The following is a 24,672-nucleotide window of genomic DNA, read 5'->3' on the forward strand; positions in this document are numbered from 1 at the left end:
GAATCATGAGCAAGAAGGGCTATTGGATGGCTATGATCGATGTCCGCGATCCCGAAATGTACAAGCAGTACATCGAGGCGAATGCGGTGGCCTTTGCAAAATACGGCGCGAAATTCCCGGTGCGGGCCGGTCGCTACGAGAATCCCGAAGGACCGACCGGCAACCGGCATGTGCTGGTCGAGTTCGAATCCTACGACAAGGCGGTCGAATGCTATCATTCACCGGAGTATCAGCACGCCTCGAAGTTCCGGCTCGCCGCCTCGACCGGCCATTTCGTCATCGTTGAAGGCGCCTGAAACGTGATCCTGTTTCCAGCCATCGATCTCAAGGACGGCCAGTGCGTGCGCCTGAAGCACGGCGACATGGCGACCGCGACCATCTACAATGACGACCCGGCCGCCCAGGCAATAGCCTTCGAGCAGCAGGGCTTCGGATGGCTGCATGTCGTCGACCTCAACGGCGCCTTCAAGGGCCAGAGCGTCAACAGCGCGGCAGTCGGCGCCATCCTCAAGGCTACCAAGAACCCGGTCCAGCTCGGCGGCGGCATCCGCACGCTGGAGCAGATCGAAGACTGGCTCGACCGCGGGCTCGCCCGTGTCATCCTCGGCACGGTGGCGGTGCGCGATCCCGATCTGGTCAAGCAGGCCTGCAAGGCGTTTCCTGGCAAGGTGGCCGTCGGCATCGACGCCAAGGGCGGCAAAGTGGCCGTCGAGGGCTGGGCCGAGGCGTCGAGCCTCGGTGTCATCGAATTGGCGAGGAAATTCGAGGGCGCCGGCGTTGCCGCCATCATCTACACCGATATCGACCGCGACGGCGTGCTGACCGGCATCAACTGGGATGCCACCATCGACCTCGCCGACGCCGTGTCCATTCCCGTCATTGCGTCCGGCGGCCTCGCCTCGATCGCCGACATCGTGCGTATGACCATGCCCGATGCGCAAAAGCTCGAAGGCGCGATCTCAGGCCGGGCGCTCTATGACGGCCGCATCGATCCGGCCGAGGCGCTGGCGATCCTGCAAGGCAGGCCGGCGGTGGAGACGCAGCGGTGAAGATCTCCATCATCCTGGCCTCCTACGACAGCGGCCACTATCATGGCGGCATGGGCCAGGGTCCCGATGCGTTGATTTCCGGCGGGCTGGTCGAAGCCCTGACCATAGCCGGTCATGACGTTGTCGTCGAAGACATAGGCAGGGTCGGAGACGCCCAGGAGCGCGAGATCGCCACCGGCTTTGCAGTCTGCAACGCGGTTGCGGCCGAGGTTCGCCTTGCTCGCGACAGCGGCCGCTTTCCCATTGTTCTCTCAGGAAATTGCCTGACCAGCGCCGGCGCGGTCGCTGGCGAAGGTGCCGATGCGATCGTCTGGGCCGACCAGCATGGCGATCTCAACACACCCGAGACATCCGTCTATGGCTTTCTCGACGGCATGGCGCTGGCGACCGTGCTCGGCCTGTGCTGGCGTCCGATGGCGGCAGCCATTCCCGGCTTCCAGCCGATCGATCCGTCACGTTGCGTGCTCGTCAATGCACGCGATCTCGATCCGGCTGAAAAACAGCTTCTCGAGACATTACCGATCCTTCGAACGGAATGTCCTGGAGTGGCCCAGGCGACCGAAAAGCTGAAGGCCGCCGGCGCCAAACGCATTCACATGCATCTCGATCTGGACGTGCACGATCCGGAGGAACTGCAGGCCAACCGTTACGTCAGTTCGGGCGGGCCGAATCCGGAACAGCTGCGCGGCGCGGCTTGCACCATGGCGCTTGCGTTGCCGGTCGTCGGCATCACCGTTTCCGCCTACGATCCGGCCTTCGACGCCCAGGGCGATGTTCCACCGCTGGTCGGCCAGTTGCTCAACGATCTCATCGCCACGATAGAGGGAAGGTGATGCTGAAAGCCCGTGTCATCCCTTGCCTCGACGTCAAGAACGGCCGTGTCGTCAAGGGCGTCAACTTCGTCGATCTCATCGACGCCGGCGATCCGGTCGAGGCGGCCAAGGCCTATGACGCGGCCGGCGCCGACGAGCTCTGCTTCCTCGACATAACGGCTTCATCGGACAATCGCGAGACCATCTTCGACGTCGTCGCCCGCACCGCCGAACAGTGCTTTATGCCGCTGACGGTCGGCGGTGGCGTGCGCCAGGTCGCCGACATCAGGAAGCTGCTTTTGGCCGGCGCCGACAAGGTGTCGATCAACACGGCGGCGGTGAAGAACCCGGATTTCGTCGCCGAGGCCGCCGACAAGTTCGGCAACCAGTGCATCGTCGTCGCCATCGACGCCAAGAAAGTGTCCGGCGCCGGCGAAGCCGACCGCTGGGAGATCTTCACCCATGGCGGGCGCGAGAAGACCGGCATCGACGCGGTCGAATTCGCTCGGCTGATGGTCGATCGCGGCGCCGGCGAAATCCTGCTGACCTCGATGGACCGGGACGGCACCAAGGCCGGTTACGACATCGCGCTGACTCGTGCGATTGCGGATGCGGTGCGCGCGCCGGTCATCGCTTCCGGCGGCGTCGGCACGCTCGATCACATGGTCGAAGGCATTCGCGACGGTCATGCCGGCGCGGTGCTGGCCGCTTCGATCTTCCATTTCGGCACCTACACGATAGGGCAGGCCAAGGCGCATATGGCCCAGGCCGGCCTGCCGATGCGGCTGGACTCCCTTGGTGATCGGACCTAAAGCATGATCCCAAAAAATGGGACCCGGTTTTCGGAAAGATCATGCTTAAACAAGCAGATAGATAAACGCCCATGACCGAGTTTTCGCTCTCCGATCTGGAAAAAATCGTCAGGGAACGCGCCCATTCCGGTGACCCGGAGTCTTGGACGGCAAAGCTGTTTGCGCGCGGCATCGACAAGGCGGCGCAGAAGCTCGGCGAAGAGGCAGTCGAGACGGTGATTGCCGCCGTCAAGGGCGACAAACAGGCCCTCGTTTCGGAAAGTGCCGATCTTATATATCATTGGCTCGTCGTTCTCGGCGTCTCAGGGGTTCCGTTGAGCGACGTGCTCAGGGAACTCGAAGGCCGCACCGGTCGTTCGGGCGTTGCCGAGAAGGCGTCACGGCCCAAGGGCTGACCGCTAGGGAGGGCAGGTATTTCGATGGATCAGCTCGCGCCGACCGAGAAATATTCTCCCTTTCGTTTCTTCTCCGCCGAGCAATGGTCGCAATTCCGCGCCGACACGCCGCTGACGCTGAGCGAGGATGAATTCCGCCGCCTGCGCTCGCTCAACGACCCGGTCGACCTCGAAGAGGTCAAGCGCATCTACCTCTCGCTGTCGCGGCTTCTGTCGGCGCATGTCGAGGCCAGCCAATTGCTGTTCAGGCAACGCCAGGCCTTCTTCAACGCGGTCGACGTGGAAAAGACGCCGTTCATCATCGGCATTGCCGGCTCCGTCGCGGTCGGCAAATCGACCACCGCGCGCGTGTTGAAGGAGCTGCTGGCGCGCTGGCCGTCGAGCCCCAAGGTCGATCTCATCACCACCGACGGCTTCCTGCTGCCCAACGAGGTGCTGCGCCGCGAAAATTTGATGGAGCGCAAGGGTTTTCCCGATAGCTACGATGTCGGCGCGCTGCTGCGCTTCCTGTCCGGCATCAAGTCGGCGCAGCGCAATGTCCGGGCGCCCGTCTATTCGCATCTGACCTATGACGTCATTCCCGGCGAGTTCGTCACCATCGACCGCCCCGACATCCTGATCTTCGAAGGCATCAATGTCCTGCAGCCCGGCAAGCTGCCGCAGGACGGCAAGATCGTGCCCTTCCTGTCGGACTTCTTCGACTTCGCCATCTATATCGATGCCGACGAGAAGCTGATCCATCAATGGTACACCGCCCGTTTCATGCGGCTGCGCGAGACCGCCTTCCGCAATCCGGATTCCTTCTTTCACCGCTATTCGCAGCTCTCGGAGGATTCGGCCCGCGCCATCGCCGAAGGCCTTTGGACCAACATTAATCTGAAGAATTTGCGTGAGAACATCCTGCCGACGCGGGCTCGCGCCGACCTCATCCTGCGCAAGGGCGCCGATCACCTGATCGAGGAAGTGGCGCTCAGGAAGCTGTGACGACGTCCGCCCAGCGCGTCAATTTCTTGGAATTGCCTATTGGCCTTCTCCCGGGACGCCGCTCGTCGCGGCGGCGGTTGGCTTCGTCACCCGCCGCAGCGTCAGATTGATGCGGCCGCCATTCTTCAGCAGTGCCGAGGTCGAGGGGTAGATGCGGTCGACGCCGTGAAAGCTGAGGCGTCCTTCGCCGCCGAGCACCACGACGTCGCCGCTTTTCAGCCTGAACGACTTCGTGCCGCCCTCACGCGTCGTCTGGCCGACCCTGAACAGGCAATCGTCGCCCAGCGAAACGGAAACCACCGGTGCCGAAAAATCGGCCTCGTCGCGGTCCTGATGCAAGCCCATTTTGGCCTCCGGGGTATAGAAATTGATCAGGCACGCTTCCGGCGGATGTGGGTAGCCCGACACCTGCCGCCACAGCTCGACCAGCCCGTCCGGAATTGGCGGCCACGGCAATCCGGTCACCGGATGCGTCGGCTGGTAGCGATAGCCATGCTCCTTGTCGGTGACCCAGCCGAGCGGGCCGCAATTGGTCATGCGCACGCTCATCTCCTTGCCGGTGCGCGGCATCGCCGGCACGAACAGCGGCGCCTGCTGCACGATGCCTCTCACCGCCTCGACCAGCGTTTCCTGCACGGTGCGAGACAGATAGGCCGGCATGTGGCGGACGCCTTTGGGCAGGACGAGCATGAGGCTGTTCAATCACATTGGTCGTGCGAAAACATGATGCCATGACGGGTCACCGGCAGCGACCCGAAAACCGTATCTCCAGACGCTTCCGAAGGCTTAGTCGTCGCCGACCCGGCCGCGCAGTTTTTTGATCGTGCCGCGTCCGGCCTTGCTCTTCAGCCGCCGCTCCACCGCGCCTTTCGATGGCCGCGTCTTCTTGCGTGGCGGCGGTGGCGGCTCGGCGGCCTTGGCGACCAGCGCCGTGAGTCTTGCCCGTGCGTCCGCCCGGTTCTGTTCCTGCGTGCGGAAGCGGCTTGCCTCGATGATGATGACGCCGTCCTTGGTGGCACGCTGGCCGGCAAGCTTGATCGTCCGCTCGCGTACGCGCTCCGAAAGGCCTGCTGCGTTGGCCGCGTCGAAGCGCAGTTGTACTGCCGTCGCCACCTTGTTGACGTTCTGGCCGCCCGGACCGGACGAGCGGATGAAGTCCTCGTGCAGGTCGCCCGGGTGGATCACCGCATCGTCGGCAATGATGATGTCGTCGTCGCTCGCCATGCCGCAGTCATGGCGCGGCGGATCGAAAAAGAAAAGGCCCGATCGAAACCGGGCCTTTCAACGACAGGCTGAGTTCAGCCCAATGACGTGATTACTCCGCCGCTTCCTGCATGCGTGGCGCGGCACCCAGCACCACAGCGTCGACATGGCTTTCGAATTTCTCGAAGTTGACGGCGAACATGCCGACCAGCCTTGCCGCCTGCCGGTCGTAACCCGCCTTGTCGGCCCAGGTCGACCGCGGGTCGAGAATGGCGCTGTCGATGCCGCGAACCGCCACCGGCACCTCGAAACCGAAATGAGGGTCGGTGCGGAACTCGGCCGCCTTCAGCGAGCCGTCGAGTGCCGCCGCAAGCAATGCCCGCGTTGCCTTGATAGGCATCCGCTTGCCGGTACCGTAGGCGCCGCCGGTCCAGCCGGTGTTGACCAGCCAGCAGTCGGCGTCGTGGCGGGCAATCAGTTCGCGCAGCAAATTGCCGTACTCCGAGGGATGGCGCGGCATGAACGGCGCGCCGAAGCAGGTCGAAAACGTCGCTTCGGGTTCGGTCACGCCCTTTTCAGTTCCGGCCACCTTGGCGGTGTAGCCGGACAGAAAATGATACATCGCCTGCGCCGGGGTCAGCCGGGCGATCGGCGGCATCACGCCGAAGGCATCGGCGGTCAGCATGATGATGTTCTTCGGATGATTGGCGCGTCCCGTCTTGCTGGCATTGGGGATGAAGTCCAGCGGATAGGCGCAGCGTGTGTTTTCGGTGAGCCTTCCGTCGTTGAAATCCGGCACGCCGTCGGCGTCGAGCACGACATTTTCCAGCACTGTGCCGAAGCGCTGCGTGGTGGCGAAGATTTCCGGCTCGGCTTCCGCCGACAGCTTGATCGTCTTGGCGTAGCAGCCGCCTTCGAAATTGAAGATGCCGTGCGGTCCCCAGCCATGCTCGTCGTCGCCGATCAGCGTGCGCGACGGATCGGCCGACAGCGTCGTCTTGCCGGTTCCCGACAGGCCGAAGAAGACGGCGGCGTCGCCGCTCGCACCCTCGTTGGCCGAGCAATGCATCGGCATCACGCCTTTCGCCGGCAACAGATAGTTGAGCATGGTGAACACCGACTTCTTCATCTCGCCGGCATAGGAGGTGCCGCCGATCAGCACGATCTTGCGCGTCAGGTCGACGGCGATCACCGTTTCGGTGCGGCTGCCGTGGCGGGCGGGATCGGCGCGGAACGACGGCAGGTCGATGATCGTCATCTCGGGCACGAAATGCTCGAGCTCGGCGGCATCCGGGCGGATAAGCAGATTGCGGATGAACAGCGAGTGCCAGGCAAGTTCGGTAACCACCCGGGTCGGCAGTTTCAGTCCTGCGTCGGCGCCGCCGACCAGATCCTGCACGTAAAGATCCTTGTCCGCGGCATGCGCGCGGAAATCGGCAAGCAGAAGGTCGAACTGGGCCGGCGAGATCGCCTTGTTGTTGTCCCACCAGATATGCGGCTCGGTTGCGCCGTCGCGCACGACGAATTTGTCCTTGGGCGAGCGGCCGGTGTGCTGGCCGGTCTCGGCGACCAGTGCGCCATGTGCGGTGAGCCGGGCTTCGCCGCGCCGGATCGATTCCTCGTAAAGGGCTGCCGCGCCGAAATTATAGCGCACCACGCCGATGGTCTTCAGGCCGATATGATCGATCGCACAGGCAGAATTGCGTTTTCCGACTTCCGACATCAAGTGTCCCTCTTCGATTTTCCGCATCTTTGCCGGCGTATGTTCCGGCATGCCCACTAGCAGGCTGAGATCGTCAGAACCAGAAAAGCCAAATGATATCAAATCATTAATCGATTTAAAAATTTTGAAAGTTGTTTAAATCGTTTATATGTGCAAAAACTTTGGTGGTTGCCCAAAGGATTGGCGGTGTTCGTTCGTCCAATCCATATCGGGGTAGGATTGTGGCCGCCGGCATGCCGCGCGTGACAGCGGACAATGCCTATGCCACATTTTGTACCTAATTTGTCCTGCAAAAGCCCCTTCTCTACGAAAGAAGGGACAGCTCATGAGGGAGCCGCTTGAAATGGCAACAATCGCGCTTGTCGATGACGACCGCAACATTCTGACATCGGTGTCGATCGCCCTCGAATCCGAGGGGTATCGCGTCGAGACCTACACGGATGGTGCGTCTGCGCTGGAAGGGCTGGCGGCACGCCCGCCGAACCTTGCCATCCTCGACATCAAGATGCCGCGCATGGATGGCATGGAATTGCTGCGCCGGATGCGCCAGAAGTCCGACCTTCCAGTGATATTCCTGACGTCAAAGGACGACGAGATCGACGAATTGTTCGGCCTCAAGATGGGCGCCGACGATTTCATCCGCAAACCGTTCTCGCAGCGTCTGCTGGTCGAGCGGGTGCGCGCCGTGCTGCGCCGTGCCAGTGCCCGCGAGGCTGCGGCAAAGACGCCCAGTCAGCAGGCTCGGTCGCTCGAGCGCGGCCAGTTGGTCATGGACCAGGAGCGCCACACCTGCACCTGGAAGGGCGAGCCGGTGACGTTGACCGTCACCGAGTTCCTGATCCTGCACTCGCTGGCGCAGCGTCCCGGTGTCGTAAAAAGCCGTGATGCGCTGATGGATTCGGCCTATGATGAGCAGGTCTATGTCGACGACCGGACCATCGACAGCCACATCAAGCGGCTGCGCAAGAAGTTCAAGGCCGTCGACGACGACTTCGAGATGATCGAAACCCTTTACGGAGTCGGATACCGGTTCCGCGAAGCGTAAGTCGATGCATGTCGCCCAAAGTGATCCCGGTTTTGGGATAACGACATGCGTCAAAGCAAGGTAATGCATGTCGCCCAAAAGTGGGCCCGGTTTTGGGACAACGACATGCATCAAGGCAAAGACTAGGCGGGAGCTGCTATTCGATGGCAGTGGAAGCACAGCGAGCAAGACCGGCGGGCGCTGCGAGGCGGCCGTCGCGTATCATGCCGTCATTCCTCTCGAAAATCACGGTGCCGATGCGCCGCTTCCTCGGCCATCATATCTTTTCCAGCCTGACGCGGCGTATCCTCTTCCTCAACCTCGCCGGCCTGGCCGTCCTTGTCACCGGCATCCTCTATCTCAACACCTTCCGTGACGGGCTGATCGACGCCCGGGTCGAGAGCCTGATGACCCAGGGCGAGATCATCGCCGGCGCCATCGCCGCGTCGGCGACGGTCGAGACGGATTCGATCAGCATCGACCCGGAAAAGCTGCTCGAGCTGCAGGCCGGGGAAAGCCTCGGGCCGGGCTCCGACCAGCTCGACAATCTCGACTTCCCGATCAACCCGGAACGTGTCGCGCCGGTGCTGCGAAGGCTGATCTCGCCGACCCGCACGCGCGCCCGCATCTATGACCGCGACGCCAATCTGCTGCTCGATTCGCGCCATCTCTACTCGCGCGGCCAGATCCTGCGCTACGACCTGCCGCCGGTCGAAGAGGAAGAGCCCGATCTGGTCGAGCGCATCCAGAAATTCGTCTTCGATTTCTTCCGCAACACCGAACTGCCGGTCTATCACGAGCAGCCGGGCGGCAATGGCGCCGCCTTCCCGGAAGTGGTCAAGGCGCTCACCGGCAGCCCGTCTACCATCGTGCGCATCTCGGAACAGGGCGAGCAGATCGTTTCGGTGGCGGTGCCGATCCAGCGCTTCCGCGCCGTTCTCGGCGTACTGATGCTGTCGACCGAAGGCGGCGACATCGACAAGATCGTCGCCGCCGAGCGCAAGGCGATCCTGCGCGTCTTCGGCATCGCGGCGCTTGTCACCGCCATCCTGTCGATGCTGCTCGCCTCCACCATTGCCAATCCGCTGCGCCGGCTGTCGGCGGCGGCCGTGCGGGTGCGGCGCGGCGTCAAGAGCCGCGAGGAGATCCCGGACTTTTCCGACCGCCAGGATGAGATCGGCAATCTGTCGATCGCCATACGCGACATGACCAACGCGCTCTATGCCCGTATCGAGGCGATCGAAAGCTTTGCCGCTGACGTGTCGCACGAACTGAAGAACCCGCTGACCTCGCTGCGCAGCGCGGTGGAAACCTTGCCGCTGGCCAAGAACGACAATTCGCGCAGCCGGTTGATGGACATTATCCAGCATGATGTCAGGCGGCTGGACCGGCTGATCACCGATATTTCCGACGCCTCCCGTCTTGATGCCGAACTGGCGCGCGAAGATGCCGGGACGGTCGACCTGAAGAAATTTATCACCGATCTCGTTGCCGTTTCGCGTGAAGCCACGCGCAACAAGAAGGCCGTCGAGATCGAGTTCAAGGTCGCCAAGCTGCCGCAGGGCGTCAAAGGCTATGTGGTCGTCGGTCATGATCTGCGCATCGGCCAGGTCATCACCAACCTGATCGAGAACGCCCGCTCCTTCGTTCCCGAGGACCATGGCCACATCAGCCTGTCGCTGGCGCGCGCCGGCAAGTTCAACATCGTCACCGTCGACGACAATGGTCCTGGCATTCGCGCCGACAACATCGACCGCATCTTCGAACGTTTCTACACCGACCGGCCCGCAGGCGAGGCGTTCGGCCAGAATTCGGGTCTTGGCCTGTCGATATCCAGGCAGATCGTCGAGGCCCATGGCGGCACCTTGACCGCCGAGAACATCCCCGGAACCAAGCCCGGCGAAATCAAAGGTGCGCGCTTCGTCGTGACACTGCCGGCCGAAGCATGATCCCGGAAAGTGGGAAGCGGTTTTCGGGCAAGATCATGCTTCACGCAAAATGCATGATCCTGAAAAGTAGGAACCGTTTTTCGGACAGGATCATGCTTCATTCAAAATGCATGATTGGCCAAGATCGTGCCTGATCCGGCTGCGCAGCCTGAAAACATTCACGGAACCGCGATCCTGATCGGTGAGCGCGGCGTCCTTATCACCGGGCCGTCCGGCGCCGGCAAGACGACGCTGGCGCTGACACTCCTGGACCATTGCCGCGCGCGCGGGCTGTTCTCGCGGCTGATCGGCGACGACAGGCTGCTTGCCGCGGCCCGCGCCGGGCAGCTGGTCTGTCGCGTGCCGGCGGCCATCGCCGGTCTCGCCGAAGTACCTGGGTTCATGCCGCGCCCGCTGCCGTTCGAGCCGGGCGGAGTGATCGACCTGCATGTGAGGCTGGTGCCAAAGGCAGACATGGCCCGTTTCCAGGAGGAAATCAGCGAGCCGGTCGCAGGCTGCCCGGTGCCGCGTATCGACCTTGCAGAGCGCAACGCCGCCACTGCCTTGCCCGCCGTGATGGCGCGGCTGTCGATCGCGCCTTTTCTATGATCCGCTCCGGATTTTTTGCTGCAATGCGTCAAAATGGCATGGGCCGGCGCAATTTGGGGCTTGTCAACCGGCCGCGCGTCGACAAGATAGCGCTCCCGCCGCCTGGAATGGCTGGCGAGCATAATATGCGCCTGTGAAGCGGCGATGACGGGAGCCACCAAAGAATGATCGGACTCGTGCTTGTAACGCACGGTCAACTGGCCGCCGAGTTCCGACATGCCGTGGAACATGTCGTCGGGCCACAAGACAATTTCGAAACCGTGGCGATCGGCGCCGATGACGATATGGAGCAGCGTCGTCGCGACATCGTCGACGCCGTCGCCCGTGTCGACACCGGAACGGGCGTTATCGTGCTAACCGACATGTTCGGCGGCACCCCTTCCAACCTTGCCATTTCGGTGATGGAGTCCGGCCGCACAGAGGTGATCGCCGGCATGAACCTACCGATGCTGATCAAGCTCTCCTCGATCCGCAAGGGCGACAACATGGCGGCCGCACTTGACGAGGCGCAGGCGGCCGGCCGCAAATACATCAACGTCGCCAGCCAGCTTTTGAGCAGCAAATGAATGCGCTGTCCCCGGAAAAAGATCAGATCGTCCGGGACTTTCCCATCATCAACCAGCGCGGCCTGCACGCGCGCGCCTCGGCGAAATTCGTCCAGCTGGCGAGCGGCTTCGACGCTTCGGTGCATGTCGAGAAGGACGGCGTCAAGGTCGGCGGCACCTCCATCATGGGCCTGATGATGCTGGCGGCAAGCCCGGGCTACTCGATCCGTGTCACCGCCAGCGGGCCGCAGGCGCTGCAGGTCATCGACGCGCTGGAGCAATTGGTGGCGTCCCGCTTCGGCGAGGAAAGCTGATCCTTTACATCGCCAAAGCATGTCCGATGGACATGCAGGGATAAAGATTTCTTTATATCCCATTGTCGTCCGAGCCCCGATCTGCTAGTCAGACCGGCAATTCGCGCCCTTCGACGCGCCGACCGGCGTGGGCGCATCCGCAACCAATTCGCAGCAAGAACATTCGCATCGGAGCACTGCCATGACGGGTAGCAAGGACTATATGGTCGCCGACATCTCGCTTGCCGGCTGGGGCCGCAAGGAAATCGAGATCGCCGAAACCGAAATGCCGGGCCTGATGGCCAGCCGCGAGGAATTCGGCGACAAGAAGCCGCTGAAGGGCGCGCGCATCACCGGCTCGCTGCACATGACCATTCAGACGGCGGTGCTGATCGAGACGCTGAAGGCGCTCGGCGCCGATATCCGCTGGGCTTCCTGCAACATCTTCTCGACCCAGGACCATGCGGCCGCGGCCATCGCCGAGGCCGGTATCCCGGTGTTCGCCGTCAAGGGCGAGTCGCTCGAGGAATATTGGGACTACACCGACAAGATCTTCCAGTGGGCCGACGGCGGCACCTCCAACATGATCCTCGATGATGGTGGCGACGCCACCATGTACATACTGATCGGCGCCCGTGCCGAAGCCGGCGAGGACGTGCTGTCCAACCCGCAGAGCGAGGAAGAGGAATACTTCTATGCCCAGGTCAAGAAGCGCCTGAAGGCTTCGCCCGGCTTCTTCACCAAGCAGAAGGCAGCGATCCGCGGCGTCACGGAAGAGACGACCACCGGCGTCAACCGGCTTTACCAGTTGCAGAAGAAGGGCCTGCTGCCCTTCCCCGCCATCAACGTCAACGATTCGGTCACCAAGTCGAAGTTCGACAACAAATATGGCTGCAAGGAATCGCTGGTCGACGGCATCCGTCGTGGCACCGACACCATGATGGCCGGCAAGGTCGCGGTCGTCTGCGGCTACGGCGACGTCGGCAAGGGGTCGTCGGCCTCGCTCAAGGGCGCCGGCGCCCGCGTCAAGGTCACCGAGGTCGATCCGATCTGCGCCCTGCAGGCGGCGATGGACGGTTTTGAAGTCGTCACGCTGGAAGATGCGGCACCCACCGCCGACATCGTCATCACCACCACCGGCAACAAGGACGTCGTCACCCTCGACCACATGCGCTCGATGAAGGACATGGTCATTGTCGGCAACATCGGTCACTTCGACAACGAGATCCAAGTGGCCGCGCTGCGCAACCTCAAATGGACCAACGTCAAGCCGCAGGTCGACATGATCACCTTCCCGGACGGCAAGCGGATGATTCTGCTGTCGGAAGGCCGGCTGCTCAATCTCGGCAACGCCACCGGTCATCCGAGCTTCGTCATGTCGGCCTCGTTCACCAACCAGGTGCTGGCCCAGATCGAGCTCTACACCAAGCCCGGCCAGTACGCGAACCAGGTCTATGTCCTGCCCAAGCATCTCGATGAAAAGGTCGCGCGCCTGCATCTCGACAAGCTTGGCGCCCGCCTGACCGAACTGTCCGGTGAGCAGGCCGCCTATATCGGCGTGACTCAGCAGGGACCGTTCAAGCCGGAACACTACCGCTATTAACCAAAGCTAAAATTGCTACCAGATATTGATGCCGGGCGATTGACTTTTCGCCCGGCTTTATTTTTGCGCGCCGCCAGCCTTCACGGCGATTCGGCGAGGGTTTATTGTCAGGTGATTCGCGACGCTTCCGGCCCGAGAGGGGATCAAGAGAGGCGCGCATCAGGGCGGTCTTGCATTCAGGCGGCGGAGAGGACCAAGACATGCCGGGGCAACACCCGCACAGAGCGGGACGGGCCGTTTCCGGCGGCCAAGACGATTCGGGGGTTACTGGCTCTGCCTTGCAAGGCGGAAGCTTGTCATGGCGTGCTCGCGCGGCACTGTTCCTTGCCACATCCGCGTTTGCCTGCCCCTTGGCCTATGCGGTTGCGCATGCCGAAGCCGCCGGCGTGACCACGGCCGGGATGTCGATCAGCGCGATCGAGGTCATGCAGCTTGCGGTGTTTGTCGGCGTGACCGGCGCAGCACTTCTGTCGGCCATCGTTCTCATCCGCGAAAGAGCCCGCACCTCGGCGGACAATGTCGAACTCAGGAGCCGCCTCGCCGACATCAACGCGGCCTTGCGCCGCTCGGAGGCGCTGCTCAATCTGCGCGACCAGCGCCTGGTCGTCTGGGCCGCGGAAAACAAGAAGCCCGAACTCATCGGCACATTGCCCGTGGAAAGCGGTGCCCCCGAGGACCGTGCCGCTTTCCTCGCTTTCGGCCGCTGGCTGATGCCGCGTTCGGCGGCGGCGCTCGAACATGCCGTCGCGGGATTGCGCGAGAAGGCGAAACACTTCGATCTCGTCATCGAATCGCAGGCCGGCGCACCGCTCGAAGTGCATGGCCGCAAAAGCGCAGCCCACGTGCTGGTTCGTTTCGTCTCGCTCTCGGAGACGCGGCGCAGCCAGGCCAGGCTGAAGATCGAGAACCAGCGGCTGGCGGCCGACCATGACACGATGATCGGCCTGCTCGACGCGTTGAACATGCCGGCATGGCTTCGCAGCGAGGATGGGCGGCTGAAGTGGGTCAACCGGGCCTATGCCGATGCGGTCGAAGCCGACAATGCCGAAGCCGCGGTTCGCGAGGCAAAGGAGTTCCTCGGCGGCCAGGCACGCGATGCGATTGCCGCCCAGCACAAGACGCATCCGGTCTTCGAGCAGTCGCTTTCCACCGTGATCGAAGGCGACCGCCGTATGTTTGCGGTCACCGACTTTGCCGGTGCGGATGGCTCGGCCGGCCTTGCCTGCGACACCAGCGCCATCGAGACCGTTCGCAGCGAGTACGAACGGACCGTCAGGAGCCACGCCGACACGCTCGATCAGCTCAACACGGCGGTCGCCATTTTCGACACCGACGAGAAGTTGCGGTTCTTCAACCAGGCTTTCCAGAAGCTGTGGGGGCTCGACAGCGGCTTCCTGCACAGCGCTCCCGACAATGCCCTGCTGCTCGACCGGCTGCGTAGCTCGGGCAAGATCGCCGAACAGCCGGAATGGCGGCGCTGGAAGGAAGGCCTGCTCGGCGCTTACCGCGCGGTCGAATCGCAGGAACATTGGTGGCATCTGCCGGACGGCAAGACCATCCGCGTCGTCGCCAACCCGCAGCCCAAGGGCGGCGTGACCTGGGTGTTCGAGAACCTGACCGAGAAGATGGACCTCGAAAGCCGCTACCAGACAGCGGTGCGGGTGCAGGGCGAGACGCTCGACAATCTTGCCGAAGGCGTGGCAGTGTTCGGCCCCGATGGCAGGCTTCGTCTGTCGAACCCTGCCTTTGCCAAGCTCTGGGGCCTGAGCGGCGATGCGGCCAAGCCCAATGTGCACGTGTCCACGATCCGCGACCTTTGCGACCGGCAGGCGGCGGCGGACAGTCCCTGGCCGGGTTTCGTTGCCGCCATCACCGGGTTCGACGACGAGCGCCGTGACCGTCACGGCCAGACCGAACTCAACAATGGCAATGTGCTGAGCTACGCCATGATCCCGCTGCCCAACGGGCAAGTGATGATGACCTTCGTCGACGTCACCGACAGCGTCAACGTCGAGCGGGCGCTGAAGGACAAGAACGAGGCGCTGCAGAAATCCGATCAGCTCAAGAACGAATTCGTCCAGCACGTCTCCTATGAATTGCGCTCGCCGCTGACCAACATCATCGGCTTCACCGAACTTCTGTCGCTGCCGGCGACCGGTCCGCTGACGCAAAAGCAGCGCGAATATGTCGAGCATGTCGGATCGTCCTCCTCGGTCCTGCTCACCATCGTCAACGACATCCTCGACCTGGCGACGGTCGACGCCGGCATCATGCAGCTCGACATTTCAGAGGTGCATGTCGATCGTACCATCGCGGCCGCGGCCGAACTGGTGGCCGACCGGCTGGAAGAGCATTCGATCAGGCTCGAGATTGACGCCACTGCTGCGCCGAAGACGTTCCACGGCGACGAGATCCGTGTCCGCCAGATCCTCTACAATCTGCTCAGCAACGCCGCCAACTATGCGCCGGAAGCCAGCACCATCCGGCTAACCTGCCGCCATCTGGCGGACGGGGTGGAATTCTCGGTTCATGACGACGGCCCCGGCATGCCGCCGGATCTGCTCGATTCGGTGTTCCGCCGTTTTGAGCCGCGTGCCAATGGCGGCCGCCGGCGCGGTGCCGGTCTCGGCCTGTCGATCGTCAAGAGCTTTGTCGAGCTGCATGGCGGCAGCGTTCGCATCGAAACCGGCAAGGACAAGGGCACGACCGTCATCTGCACCTTTCCCGACATGCCGGGCATCCGCGCCGCGGCCGAGTAGCGCGCTCGATGACGGGATTGGTGCTGGAGCGTTTACTCGCCGACGAGACACAGACAGCATTGCTGGGCGAGGATCTGGCGTTGTCTTTGCGACCAGGAGACGTCCTGGCGCTCAAGGGCGACCTCGGCGCCGGCAAGTCCACCCTGGCGCGAGCGTTGATCAGGGCTTTGGCCGACGATGCCGGTCTCGATGTTCCAAGCCCAACCTTCACGCTGGTGCAGAGCTACGACACCCGCATCCCTGTCCATCATTTCGATCTCTACCGCCTGTCCTCGGCGGCTGAGATTGACGAACTTGGTTTCGACGAAGCCCTGGCGCAAGGCGCTGCCCTGGTTGAATGGCCCGAACGAGCCGAAGGCTACCTGCCGAAAACCTCGGTTCTGATCGAACTCATCCAGCATGGCGAGGGACGGCTGGCCCGGCTGTCGGGCGAGGGCGCCGCCTTCGACCGCGTGGCGCGATCGCTGGCCATGCGCGACTTTCTCCAAACTGCCGGCTGGGGCGACGCAAGGCGCCGCCATTTCATCGGCGATGCCTCGGCCCGCTCCTACGAGATTGTCTCGCTTGCCGGCCGAAAGCCGCAGGTATTGATGAACTCGCCGCGGCTGGTTCTCGGGCCGCCGGTCCGCGACGGCAAGCCCTATGCCGAGATCGCTCACACCGCGCAGTCGGTCTCCGCCTTCGTCGCCATCGACCGGGCTTTGAAGGCGGGTGGGGTGAGCGTTCCGGAAATCCATGCCGAGGACCAGAATCAGGGGTTCCTGCTGCTCGAGCATCTTGGTTCGGAAGGATTTCTCAACGGCGATGGCCAGCCGGTGGCCGAGCGTTATGCGGCGGCGGCCGAACTGCTGGCCATGATGCATGGCAGGAGTTGGCCGCAGCGCCTGGCAACGGGGCAGGGCGGCTTCCACGACGTGCCGCCTTTCGACCGTGATGCGATGATGGTCGAGGCCGATCTGCTGGTCGACTGGTACGTGCCGGCCATATCAGGCAGCCCGGCTAGCGATGCCTTGCGTGCCGGTTACCACCAGCAATGGAACGCGCTCCTCGACCGGCTGCAAGGCGGCGAAACCACGCTGATGCTGCGTGATTTCCATTCGCCCAACATCATCTGGCGCGGCGACCGAGCCAAGCATGATCGGCTGGGCATCGTCGATTTCCAGGACGCACTGATCGGTCCGTGTGCCTATGACGTCGCCTCGCTCGCGATGGACGCGCGTGTTACGATGTCGCCCGAGATCGAGAAAGGGACGCTCGACGCCTATCTCGCGGCGCGCCACGAAGCCGGCACTTTCGACGAAGAAAGCTTCGTGGAATCCTACGCGATCATGGCGGCGCAGCGAAACTCCAAGATCCTCGGCATCTTCGTCCGCCTCGAAAAGCGCGACGGCAAGCCATATTATCTGAAGCACCTGCCGCGCATTCGCGATTATCTGCGTCGGGCGCTGTCTCATCCGGGGCTGGCCAGCCTGCGGGAGTTCTACAACGCCAACGGCTTGCTGGAGGAGCGGGCACTGTGACAGCAAAACCGGACACAGCCATCGTGCTCGCCGCCGGGCTTGGCAAGCGTATGCGGCCGATCACCGACACCATTCCCAAGCCGCTGGTCAAGATCGCCGGCAAGACCTTGATCGACTGGGGGCTCGACAGCCTGGCCGCCGCCGGTGTCGGCAAGGCCGTCGTCAACGTCCATTATTTTCCCGAACAGATCATTGCCCATGTCGCGGCTCGCCGCAGGCCAAAAATCATCATCTCCGATGAGAGCGAAAAGCTGCTCGATTCCGCCGGCGGCATCGTCAAGGCGCTGCCCGAGCTGGGCGGAAAACCATTCTACATCCTCAACGCCGATACCTTCTGGATCGACCAGGGTCCTCTCAATCTCGGCCGTCTTGCCCTTGCGTGGGACGCGGCGAAAATGGATATTCTGCTGATGCTGGCGGATCTCCATCAGGCGACCGGACACTGCGGCAGCACCGATTTCCTGGTGGCGCCGGATGGTGGCTTGCGGCGATCAAAAGGTGATCCGGCCGGACTGATCTATGCCGGAGCGGCGATCGTCCATCCGCGCCTGTTCGAGGATGCGCAGTCCGGGCCGCACTCGCTCAACGCCTATTTCGACACCGCCATTGCTGCCGGCCGGCTGTTCGGCATGCCGATGCAGGGTCATTGGATCACCGTCGGCACGCCCGATGCCATTCCGCTCGCCGAAGCGGCCGTGGCTGGCGCGCTAGCCGAGTTGAAATGAGCGGCTCAAGCCGTGTTTTCTCAATTCCCTCCGGAGCGCCGTTCCTGCCGACGCTTGCCGAGGCGCTGCTAGCCGGGCGCCTTGTTCCGGGGTTCCGGTTTGACGGCGACCCGCTCGCTTTGGCCGACGTCACCATCTATGTGCCGACGCGGCGCGCGGCGCGCGCCTTGCGGGGTGTTTTCGTCGACAGCCTGGCGGCACGCGGCGGCGGCGGGTCGGCGATCCTGCCGGTCATCCGTCCGCTCGGCGAGTTCGATGAGGATGAGGCTGCATTCGAAACCGAGGCGTCCGCCGCCATCGACCTCGCGCCGCCGATTTCGGCAAGCGAACGCCTGTTGCTGCTGGCGCCGCTGGTCCGCGCCTGGAAACGCCGGCTGCCGGCGCATGTCGCGGCGCTCTTCGCCGAGGAGATCGTCATCCCTGCCTCTACCGCCGACGCGATCTGGCTGTCGCGCGATCTCGCCCGGCTGATGGACGAAATCGAGATGGAAGGCACGGATTGGGCCAAGCTCACCGGCCTGGTGACCGGTAACCTTGCCGGATGGTGGCAGGTGACGCTTGAATTTCTCGGCATCGTCTCCGATGCGTGGCCGAAATTCCTTGAAGAACGCGATCGCTCCAACCCGGCCGCACATCGCAGCGCGCTGATCCGCGCTGAAGCCGCACGGCTGCAGCGCAATCCGCCAGCCGGGCCGGTCATCGCTGCGGGCTCGACCGGCTCGATACCGGCCACGGCCGAGTTGCTTGCCGCGATTGCCCGCTTGCCCGGTGGCGCCATCGTGTTGCCCGGTCTCGACCGGACGCTGGACGAAGCGTCGTTCCAGGCAATCGCGGCGCCCGGCGCGCGTCCGGCCGTGCTCGGCCACCCGCAATACGGTCTCGCCAGGCTGATCGGCAAGATCGGCGTGCTGCGCGGCGATGTCGAGGAGATCGGCACGGCCGAGCCGCGGCTTGCGCTCCGCGCCGCCCTGGTCGGCGAAGCGCTGCGGCCGGCCGAAACCACCGAATTGTGGGCCGAGACGCGCGAGGGCTTTTCAGCCTCCGACATTGCCGGGGCTTTTGCCGGTGTGACGCTGCTCGAAGCCGCCAGCGAACGCGATGAAGCCGTCGCGATCGCTGTTGCGCTCAAGCGCGCGGTCGAAGAGCCGGGCCAAAGGGCGGCTCTTGTCACCGGCGACCGCGCGCTGGCGCGGCGCGTCTCGGTCGAGCTCCTGCGGTTCGGCGTTGTCGCCGACGATTCCGGTGGCACGCCGCTCGCCAACACCCCGGCGGCCAGCCTGCTCGGCCTGGCGCTCGAGGCGGTGTACCGGCCAGGCGATCCGGTCGGCCTGCTGTCGCTGCTCAAACATCCGCTGCTTGGGCTTGGCCTCGAACGGGCCGATGTGCGCCACGCGGCGGAGCTGGTCGAACTGGTGGCGCTGCGCGGCGGCACCGGCCGCCCCGACATCGTTTCGCTTCCGGAACTGTTCGAAACCCGTCTCACCGGCCTTGCCAGCGGCAGCCGGCAGCCCTTCTGGTTTTCCCGTCTCACCCTGCGCTCCATCGAAGCCGCGAAGAATTTGCTCGAACGTCTCACACAGGCGCTGGCGCCGCTCGCGGGGTTTCGCGGCCAGGCGGACGCCGACCTTGCAGCGCTGGTCGGAGCCAGCGTCGTGGCGCTCGAAAGTCTCGGCCGCACCGCCGATGGCGGCCTTGGCTTGCTCTATGCGGGTGACGCCGGCGAGAAGCTTGCCGAATTGCTGCGTGGGCTGGTCGCGGCTTCCGCGCCGCTCTCATTCGCCGCGGACGAGTGGCCCGACGTGATGGCGGCGCTGATCGCGCCTGAAACGGTCAAGCCGGCACAGGGAACCGACAGGAACATCGCCATCTGGGGCGCGCTGGAAGCGCGCTTGCAGGATGTCGACACGCTGGTCATCGGCGGGCTCAACGAGGGCGTGTGGCCGCGCAAGCCCGAGAGCGACCGCTTCATGTCGCGGCTAATGAAGACCGGCATCGATCTCGAACCACCCGAACGGCGCATCGGCCTTGCCGCGCATGATTTCCAGATGGCCTTGGGCGCGAAGAAGGTGGTGCTGGCCCGCTCGGCGCGTGCCGGCGACGCGCCTGCCGTGCCGTCGCGGTGGCTGCAGCGCCTGCTCACATTCATAGGCAACGACCAGACGGTTGAACTGCGCCGGCGCGGCGAAGAATTGCTCGCCTGGGCACGCGCGCTCGACACCGGCCCAAGGCAGGATTTCGCGCCACGGCCGCAGCCGACGCCGCCTTTGTCTGTTCGCCCGAGCCATTTCTCGGTCACCGAGATCGAGACCCTGCGCCGTGATCCCTACGCCGTATATGCACGAAAAATTCTCGGCCTGATGCCGCTCGATCCGGTCATTCGCGATCCCGGTGCGGCCGAGCGCGGCACGCTGTTTCACGCCATCCTGCATCTGTTCTCGGCGCGCGTTGCCGATCCGCGCGCAGCCGACGCGGTCGCCGGCCTAATCGCTGCCGGCCGCGCCTGCTTTGCCGAAGCCGCACTTCCGGCCGATGTCGAGGCGGTGTGGTGGCCGCGTTTCGAAAAACTCGCCGCCAACATCATCGAGTGGGAGCGCACGCGCGCCGACGCGGTGATACGGCGGCATGCCGAGGAACGCGCCGGAAAGACCGTCGTCGGCCAGTCCGGCGTGACGCTGTCCGGCTATGCCGACCGCGTCGACCTGCTGGCCGGCGGCATGGCCGACATACTGGATTACAAGACAGGCTCCTCGCCGTCCAAGGCGCAGGCGCACACCCTGCTTGCGCCGCAACTGGCGCTGGAGGGCGCGCTGCTCAGGCGCGGCGCCTTCAAGGATCTGGGCACGCGCGAACCTTCGCAACTGGCGTTCGTGCGCCTGAAGCCGAATGGCGAGGTGTTCGAGGAATCGATCCTCGAACACAATCGCCAGCCGCGCACCGCCACCGATCTCGCCGAAGAAGCCTGGGCGCGGCTGGAAAAGCTCCTGATCCACTATGCCGACCCGGCGACCGGCTATCTGTCGCGCGCGCTGCCGTTTCGCGAAGGCGAGACCGATGGCGATTACGACCATCTTGCCCGCGTGCTCGAATGGTCGGCCGGCGGCGATGCCGGCGACGAGGGAGGGGAGGCATGAAGAAGGCCTATCCCATCCCCAGCGACACCGCGACCAGCCAGGCCCGCGCCGCCGACCCCCAGAATTCCGCCTGGGTGTCGGCCAATGCCGGCTCCGGCAAGACCCATGTGCTGGCCCAGCGCGTCATCCGGCTGCTGCTGCGCGGCACCGATCCGTCGAAGATCCTGTGCCTGACCTATACGCGCGCCGCCGCCGCCAACATGTCGAACCGGGTGTTTTCGACGCTGTCGGAGTGGACGGCACTCGGCGACGCTGATCTTGCGGCAAGGATCGAAACGTTGGAAGGCCGCCGGCCCGATCTTGAGACCATGCGCCGGGCGCGGCGCCTGTTCGCCGAGGCCCTGGAAACGCCCGGCGGGCTGAAGATCCAGACCATCCATGCCTTTTGCGAATCGGTGCTTCACCAGTTCCCGCTGGAGGCCAATATCCCGGCGCATTTCGAAATGCTCGATCCGGCGATGGAGGCGTCGCTGTTCGCCACCGCGCGCCGCGACATGATTTCCGGAACAGCCGCCGGCGACATGGACCTGGCCGAGGCGTTTGCGACCATTCTCGATCGTGGCGGCGAAGCCGGGCTCGATGCCTTGCTGGGCGAGATCGTGCGAAAGCGGGACGGCTTGCGCAATTTCATCGACATGATTGGGCGCGATGGCACGCGTTTCCAGGCGTTGTTCGATGAATTCCATTTCCGCCCCGGTCAGACCGCCGAAGGCATAGCGGCATCGGTCTGGCCGTTGCCGGGTTTCCTGCCCGACTATTTTGCCGGCTTCGCCCAGGCTGCGGATGTCACCGATGCCAGGACGGTGTTGAACAACATCCTGCCCTATACGCGTCAGGCTTTCACTGAGGCCGACCCGGTTCGCCGTCTGCAACAGCTTGCGAGAGCCTTCCTCAAGACCGATGGCAGCGCTTACGATCCGGCCAATGCCTTCAAGAAAGCCCTGGTCGACCGACTGCCGGATCTGGCGGAACGCTATCTCTCGACGGCCAATGCCATCGTCGAAACGGTCGACAGGCTGGCGCTGTTCCGGATGTTGGAAGGCACGCGCGCGGCGCTGACCATCGCCGACTGGCTGATTGCTCGCTACGAGGTGTTGAAGCGCAGCCGCGGCTTTCTCGACTTCAACGACCTGATCACCCGCACGGTCAATCTTCTGGCGCGGCCCGATGCCGGCCCCTGGGTGCAGTACAAGCTCGACCAGGGCATCGATCACATCCTGCTCGACGAGGCGCAGGACACCAGCCCGGATCAATGGGAGGTGGTGAAGCGACTGGCGGAAGAGTTCTTTGCCGGCTTAGGCGCCCGTGACAGGGTCCATCGCACGGTCTTTGCCGTCGGTGACGAAAAGCAGTCGATCTATTCCTTTCAGGGCGCCGCGCCGGACTCCTTCGCCGACAGCCGGCTGTTGTTCGCGGGACGGGTGCGTGATGCCGAGGCGTCCTTCGCCGACCTCAAGCTGACCTGGTCGTTCCGCTCGACCGATGACGTTCTGACCGCGGTCGATCGCGTCTTTGCCGATCCTGTCGTGCGGCGCGGCATCAGCCGTGATCCTGATCCGCTGCGCCACCAGGCGATCCGCACCGATGCGCCGGGCTATGTCGAGGTCTGGCCGTCCGTCGGTGCCGACGTCGTCGACGAGCCCGACGACTGGACGCAAGCCATCGACCATGCCCATGCGCCGGCGGTGCGCGTTGCCGAGCATGTCGCGGCGACCATTGCCGGCTGGATCGGCGCCGGCGAGATCATCGAAGGCCGTGGCAAGCGGCTGCGGCCGGGCGACGTGCTGGTGCTGGTGCGCAAGCGCGATCGCTTCGTCCACGCTCTGACCCGGGCGCTCAAACGCCGCGACATTCCGGTCGCCGGCGCCGACCGGCTGAGCCTGCCCGGACACATTGCGGTCAAGGACCTGATCGCGCTCGGCCATCTCCTCATCCAGCCGCAGGACGATCTGTCGCTCGCCGCCGTTCTGCGCAGCCCGATCTTCGATCTGCCGGAGGAGGGGCTTTTTGCGCTTGCGGCGGAGAGGCCGACCGGCCTGTCGCTGTTTGCATCGCTGCGCGCCCATGCCGGCGAGAGCGAGGCTTTGGCGGCGGTCGTCACCCAGCTCGACATCTGGACGAACGAGGCCGCCTTCAAGCCGGTGTTCGAGTTTTACGCCGGCCTGTTGGCGCGCGATGGCGTGCGCAAGAGGATGATCGCGCGGCTCGGGCCTGAGGCCGGCGACATTCTCGACGAGTTCCTGAGCTTCTGCCTTGCCGAGGAGCGAACCGGCCTGCCCGGGCTGGAAGCCTTCCTGTCGACGCTGGAGAATGCCGGCCCCGAGATCAAGCGCGAGATGGATCAGACCCGCGACGAGGTCCGCGTCATGACCGTGCACGCGGCCAAGGGCCTGGAAGCGCCTGTCGTGTTCCTGGTCGATGGCGGTTCGGCGCCGTTCAGCGACCAGCATCTGCCGCGGCTGATGCCTTTCGAAGGCTCGGGCTGGGACGGCAAGGGCTATCTCTGGCGCTCGGCCAGCGACGTCGCCAATGGGTTTTCCAAGGCTGCGGCGGTGCGGGCACGGGAACTCGCCGACGACGAATACCGCCGGCTGCTCTATGTCGGCATGACCCGCGCAGAGGATCGGCTGATCGTCTGCGGCTACCACGGCAAGCGGGCGCCGAACACCGGCACCTGGCACTTGATCGTCAGCCGCGCATTGATCGGTGCGCCTGAGAGCGTGGATCGCCCGCATCCTGCCGGCGGCGATCCGGTGCATCGTTTTCACATCACCAAGCTGCCGCCCGTCGCATTGGTTTCCAGCGAGCAGGCGCGGCAGGCGCACACTTTCCAGCCATTGCCGGCGACCCTGTTCCGGCCCTTGCCGCCTTTCGAGGATTTGCCGCGTCCGCTGTCGCCATCCGGTGCCTCGGCGCTCATCAACGAAGGCAAGGAAGCGGTGGTCGACAAGGCTTCGCCGGTGTTCGATGCCGATGCCGAGCCAGGCTTTGCCGTGCTGCGCGGGCTCGCTTTGCACAAATTGCTGCAAATGTTGCCGGGCATTGCCGAGGGCGAACGCGAGGGCGCGGCGCAACGCTACCTCTCCCGCATCGGAGGGCAATGGTCTGCCGGCGAGCGCGAAAACGCCCTGGCCTCAGTCACCAGCATTCTCGCCGATCCCGGCTTCGGTCCGCTGTTTGCGCCATCGTCGCGCGCCGAGGTCGCGATCATGGGCAGCCTGGAGGTCAAGGGCAAAAAGCGCTCGATTTCGGGCAAGATCGACCGGCTGGCGGTGACGCCGGACGCGGTCTCTATCGTCGACTACAAGACCAACCGGCCGGCACCCGCCTCCCTGGCCGAGGTCCCGCAGGCTTACGTCCTGCAACTCGCGCTCTATCGCGCCCTGCTGCAGCCGCTTTATTCCGGACGCGCGGTGAAGGCGGCCTTGCTGTTCACCGAAGCGCCGCGGCTGATCGAACTGCCAGCCAGTGCCATGGATGACGCCCTTGCTCGACTCACAGGAGCGTGACACAACACCTGCTTGAAGAAGGGCGCGATCACCACCACATTTGGTGCG

At 64.1% G+C, this 24,672-nt stretch carries 20 protein-coding genes; 17 read left to right on the forward strand and 3 right to left on the reverse strand.

The annotated features are described in order from the left end of the window. The first annotated feature begins 5 nt into the window (after positions 1–5). The 6 genes from AC07FD_RS36005 (at position 6) to coaA (ending at position 4,052) form a co-directional block, all read left to right on the forward strand. Positions 6–296: a DUF1330 domain-containing protein gene (locus AC07FD_RS36005; protein ID WP_457150065.1), complete on the forward strand. Its 291-nt coding sequence runs from the start codon at positions 6–8 to the stop codon at positions 294–296. Between the two features lie 3 nt (positions 297–299). Next, positions 300–1,049 carry a 1-(5-phosphoribosyl)-5-[(5-phosphoribosylamino)methylideneamino]imidazole-4-carboxamide isomerase gene (gene hisA, locus AC07FD_RS36010; protein ID WP_478353696.1) on the forward strand — a complete coding sequence of 250 codons (750 nt, stop codon included), beginning with the start codon at positions 300–302 and terminating at the stop codon, positions 1,047–1,049. Further along, positions 1,046–1,882, forward strand: a complete 837-nt coding sequence (locus AC07FD_RS36015) for an arginase family protein (RefSeq protein ID WP_478353697.1) — start codon at positions 1,046–1,048, stop codon at positions 1,880–1,882. The genes hisA and AC07FD_RS36015 overlap by 4 nt, the downstream gene beginning before the upstream one ends. Then, on the forward strand, positions 1,879–2,673 hold the full coding sequence (hisF, locus tag AC07FD_RS36020) for an imidazole glycerol phosphate synthase subunit HisF (protein WP_478353698.1): 795 nt from the start codon (positions 1,879–1,881) through the stop codon (positions 2,671–2,673). Before AC07FD_RS36015 ends, hisF begins: the two co-directional genes overlap by 4 nt. A gap of 71 nt (positions 2,674–2,744) precedes the next feature. After that, the gene (locus tag AC07FD_RS36025) at positions 2,745–3,068 is read left to right on the forward strand and encodes a phosphoribosyl-ATP diphosphatase (protein WP_478353699.1); all 324 of its coding nucleotides are present in this window, start codon (positions 2,745–2,747) and stop codon (positions 3,066–3,068) included. Between the two features lie 24 nt (positions 3,069–3,092). After that, positions 3,093–4,052: a type I pantothenate kinase gene (coaA, locus tag AC07FD_RS36030; protein ID WP_095083214.1), complete on the forward strand. Its 960-nt coding sequence runs from the start codon at positions 3,093–3,095 to the stop codon at positions 4,050–4,052. Between the two features lie 36 nt (positions 4,053–4,088). On the opposite strand, the gene AC07FD_RS36035 is transcribed toward coaA, so the two are convergent. The 3 genes from AC07FD_RS36035 to AC07FD_RS36045 form a co-directional block, all read right to left on the reverse strand. Next, complete coding sequence (locus tag AC07FD_RS36035; protein ID WP_478353761.1) at positions 4,089–4,742, reverse strand: alpha-ketoglutarate-dependent dioxygenase AlkB family protein; 654 nt, start codon at positions 4,740–4,742, stop codon at positions 4,089–4,091. Positions 4,743–4,838: 96 nt separating this feature from the next. Continuing rightward, complete coding sequence (gene arfB / locus AC07FD_RS36040) at positions 4,839–5,276, reverse strand: alternative ribosome rescue aminoacyl-tRNA hydrolase ArfB (protein WP_478353700.1); 438 nt, start codon at positions 5,274–5,276, stop codon at positions 4,839–4,841. A gap of 91 nt (positions 5,277–5,367) precedes the next feature. Further along, positions 5,368–6,978 (reverse strand): phosphoenolpyruvate carboxykinase, encoded by a 1,611-nt coding sequence (locus AC07FD_RS36045; RefSeq protein WP_478353701.1) that lies wholly within the window; start codon positions 6,976–6,978, stop codon positions 5,368–5,370. A 343-nt stretch (positions 6,979–7,321) separates the two neighbouring features. Here AC07FD_RS36045 and AC07FD_RS36050 point away from each other — a divergent pair, with 343 nt between their 5' ends. The 11 genes from AC07FD_RS36050 to addA all read left to right on the forward strand — a co-directional run bounded on the left by AC07FD_RS36050 (position 7,322) and on the right by addA (position 24,624). After that, positions 7,322–8,023 (forward strand): response regulator transcription factor, encoded by a 702-nt coding sequence (locus tag AC07FD_RS36050; RefSeq protein ID WP_013528337.1) that lies wholly within the window; start codon positions 7,322–7,324, stop codon positions 8,021–8,023. Positions 8,024–8,166: 143 nt separating this feature from the next. Next, positions 8,167–9,951 (forward strand): stimulus-sensing domain-containing protein, encoded by a 1,785-nt coding sequence (locus tag AC07FD_RS36055; RefSeq protein ID WP_478353702.1) that lies wholly within the window; start codon positions 8,167–8,169, stop codon positions 9,949–9,951. Between the two features lie 126 nt (positions 9,952–10,077). After that, positions 10,078–10,539 carry an HPr kinase/phosphorylase gene (locus AC07FD_RS36060; protein ID WP_478353703.1) on the forward strand — a complete coding sequence of 154 codons (462 nt, stop codon included), beginning with the start codon at positions 10,078–10,080 and terminating at the stop codon, positions 10,537–10,539. Positions 10,540–10,703: 164 nt separating this feature from the next. Beyond that, positions 10,704–11,105, forward strand: coding sequence for a PTS sugar transporter subunit IIA (locus tag AC07FD_RS36065; RefSeq protein ID WP_056589309.1), 402 nt, complete (start codon positions 10,704–10,706; stop codon positions 11,103–11,105). Continuing rightward, the gene (locus tag AC07FD_RS36070; RefSeq protein ID WP_478353704.1) at positions 11,102–11,398 is read left to right on the forward strand and encodes an HPr family phosphocarrier protein; all 297 of its coding nucleotides are present in this window, start codon (positions 11,102–11,104) and stop codon (positions 11,396–11,398) included. The genes AC07FD_RS36065 and AC07FD_RS36070 overlap by 4 nt, the downstream gene beginning before the upstream one ends. Positions 11,399–11,579: 181 nt before the next feature. Then, positions 11,580–12,980 (forward strand): adenosylhomocysteinase, encoded by a 1,401-nt coding sequence (ahcY, locus tag AC07FD_RS36075; protein WP_477392946.1) that lies wholly within the window; start codon positions 11,580–11,582, stop codon positions 12,978–12,980. A gap of 200 nt (positions 12,981–13,180) precedes the next feature. Beyond that, entirely contained in the window at positions 13,181–15,739 is a 2,559-nt protein-coding gene (locus AC07FD_RS36080; RefSeq protein WP_478353705.1) for a sensor histidine kinase, read from the forward strand. An 8-nt stretch (positions 15,740–15,747) separates the two neighbouring features. After that, the gene (tsaE, locus tag AC07FD_RS36085; RefSeq protein WP_478353706.1) at positions 15,748–17,259 is read left to right on the forward strand and encodes a tRNA (adenosine(37)-N6)-threonylcarbamoyltransferase complex ATPase subunit type 1 TsaE; all 1,512 of its coding nucleotides are present in this window, start codon (positions 15,748–15,750) and stop codon (positions 17,257–17,259) included. Continuing rightward, positions 17,256–17,984, forward strand: a complete 729-nt coding sequence (locus tag AC07FD_RS36090; protein ID WP_478353707.1) for a nucleotidyltransferase family protein — start codon at positions 17,256–17,258, stop codon at positions 17,982–17,984. Before tsaE ends, AC07FD_RS36090 begins: the two co-directional genes overlap by 4 nt. Further along, complete coding sequence (addB, locus tag AC07FD_RS36095) at positions 17,981–21,115, forward strand: double-strand break repair protein AddB (RefSeq protein ID WP_478353708.1); 3,135 nt, start codon at positions 17,981–17,983, stop codon at positions 21,113–21,115. The genes AC07FD_RS36090 and addB overlap by 4 nt, the downstream gene beginning before the upstream one ends. Continuing rightward, positions 21,112–24,624, forward strand: coding sequence for a double-strand break repair helicase AddA (gene addA / locus AC07FD_RS36100; RefSeq protein WP_478353709.1), 3,513 nt, complete (start codon positions 21,112–21,114; stop codon positions 24,622–24,624). The genes addB and addA overlap by 4 nt, the downstream gene beginning before the upstream one ends. Positions 24,625–24,672: the final 48 nt, after the last annotated feature.

Source organism: Mesorhizobium waitakense (assembly GCF_056431085.1).

What these genes read in the sequence shown, in the direction of transcription:
- AC07FD_RS36005 (WP_457150065.1), top strand. Translation starts at nt 6, where the DNA reads ATGAGCAAGAAGGGCTATTGGATGGCTATGATCGATGTCCGCGATCCC.
- AC07FD_RS36025 (WP_478353699.1), top strand. Translation starts at nt 2,745, where the DNA reads ATGACCGAGTTTTCGCTCTCCGATCTGGAAAAAATCGTCAGGGAACGC.
- coaA (WP_095083214.1), top strand. Translation starts at nt 3,093, where the DNA reads ATGGATCAGCTCGCGCCGACCGAGAAATATTCTCCCTTTCGTTTCTTC.
- AC07FD_RS36035 (WP_478353761.1), bottom strand. Translation starts at nt 4,742, where the DNA reads ATGCTCGTCCTGCCCAAAGGCGTCCGCCACATGCCGGCCTATCTGTCT.
- arfB (WP_478353700.1), bottom strand. Translation starts at nt 5,276, where the DNA reads ATGGCGAGCGACGACGACATCATCATTGCCGACGATGCGGTGATCCAC.
- AC07FD_RS36045 (WP_478353701.1), bottom strand. Translation starts at nt 6,978, where the DNA reads ATGTCGGAAGTCGGAAAACGCAATTCTGCCTGTGCGATCGATCATATC.
- AC07FD_RS36050 (WP_013528337.1), top strand. Translation starts at nt 7,322, where the DNA reads ATGGCAACAATCGCGCTTGTCGATGACGACCGCAACATTCTGACATCG.
- AC07FD_RS36055 (WP_478353702.1), top strand. Translation starts at nt 8,167, where the DNA reads ATGGCAGTGGAAGCACAGCGAGCAAGACCGGCGGGCGCTGCGAGGCGG.
- AC07FD_RS36065 (WP_056589309.1), top strand. Translation starts at nt 10,704, where the DNA reads ATGATCGGACTCGTGCTTGTAACGCACGGTCAACTGGCCGCCGAGTTC.
- AC07FD_RS36070 (WP_478353704.1), top strand. Translation starts at nt 11,102, where the DNA reads ATGAATGCGCTGTCCCCGGAAAAAGATCAGATCGTCCGGGACTTTCCC.
- ahcY (WP_477392946.1), top strand. Translation starts at nt 11,580, where the DNA reads ATGACGGGTAGCAAGGACTATATGGTCGCCGACATCTCGCTTGCCGGC.
- AC07FD_RS36080 (WP_478353705.1), top strand. Translation starts at nt 13,181, where the DNA reads ATGCCGGGGCAACACCCGCACAGAGCGGGACGGGCCGTTTCCGGCGGC.
- tsaE (WP_478353706.1), top strand. Translation starts at nt 15,748, where the DNA reads ATGACGGGATTGGTGCTGGAGCGTTTACTCGCCGACGAGACACAGACA.
- addB (WP_478353708.1), top strand. Translation starts at nt 17,981, where the DNA reads ATGAGCGGCTCAAGCCGTGTTTTCTCAATTCCCTCCGGAGCGCCGTTC.
- addA (WP_478353709.1), top strand. Translation starts at nt 21,112, where the DNA reads ATGAAGAAGGCCTATCCCATCCCCAGCGACACCGCGACCAGCCAGGCC.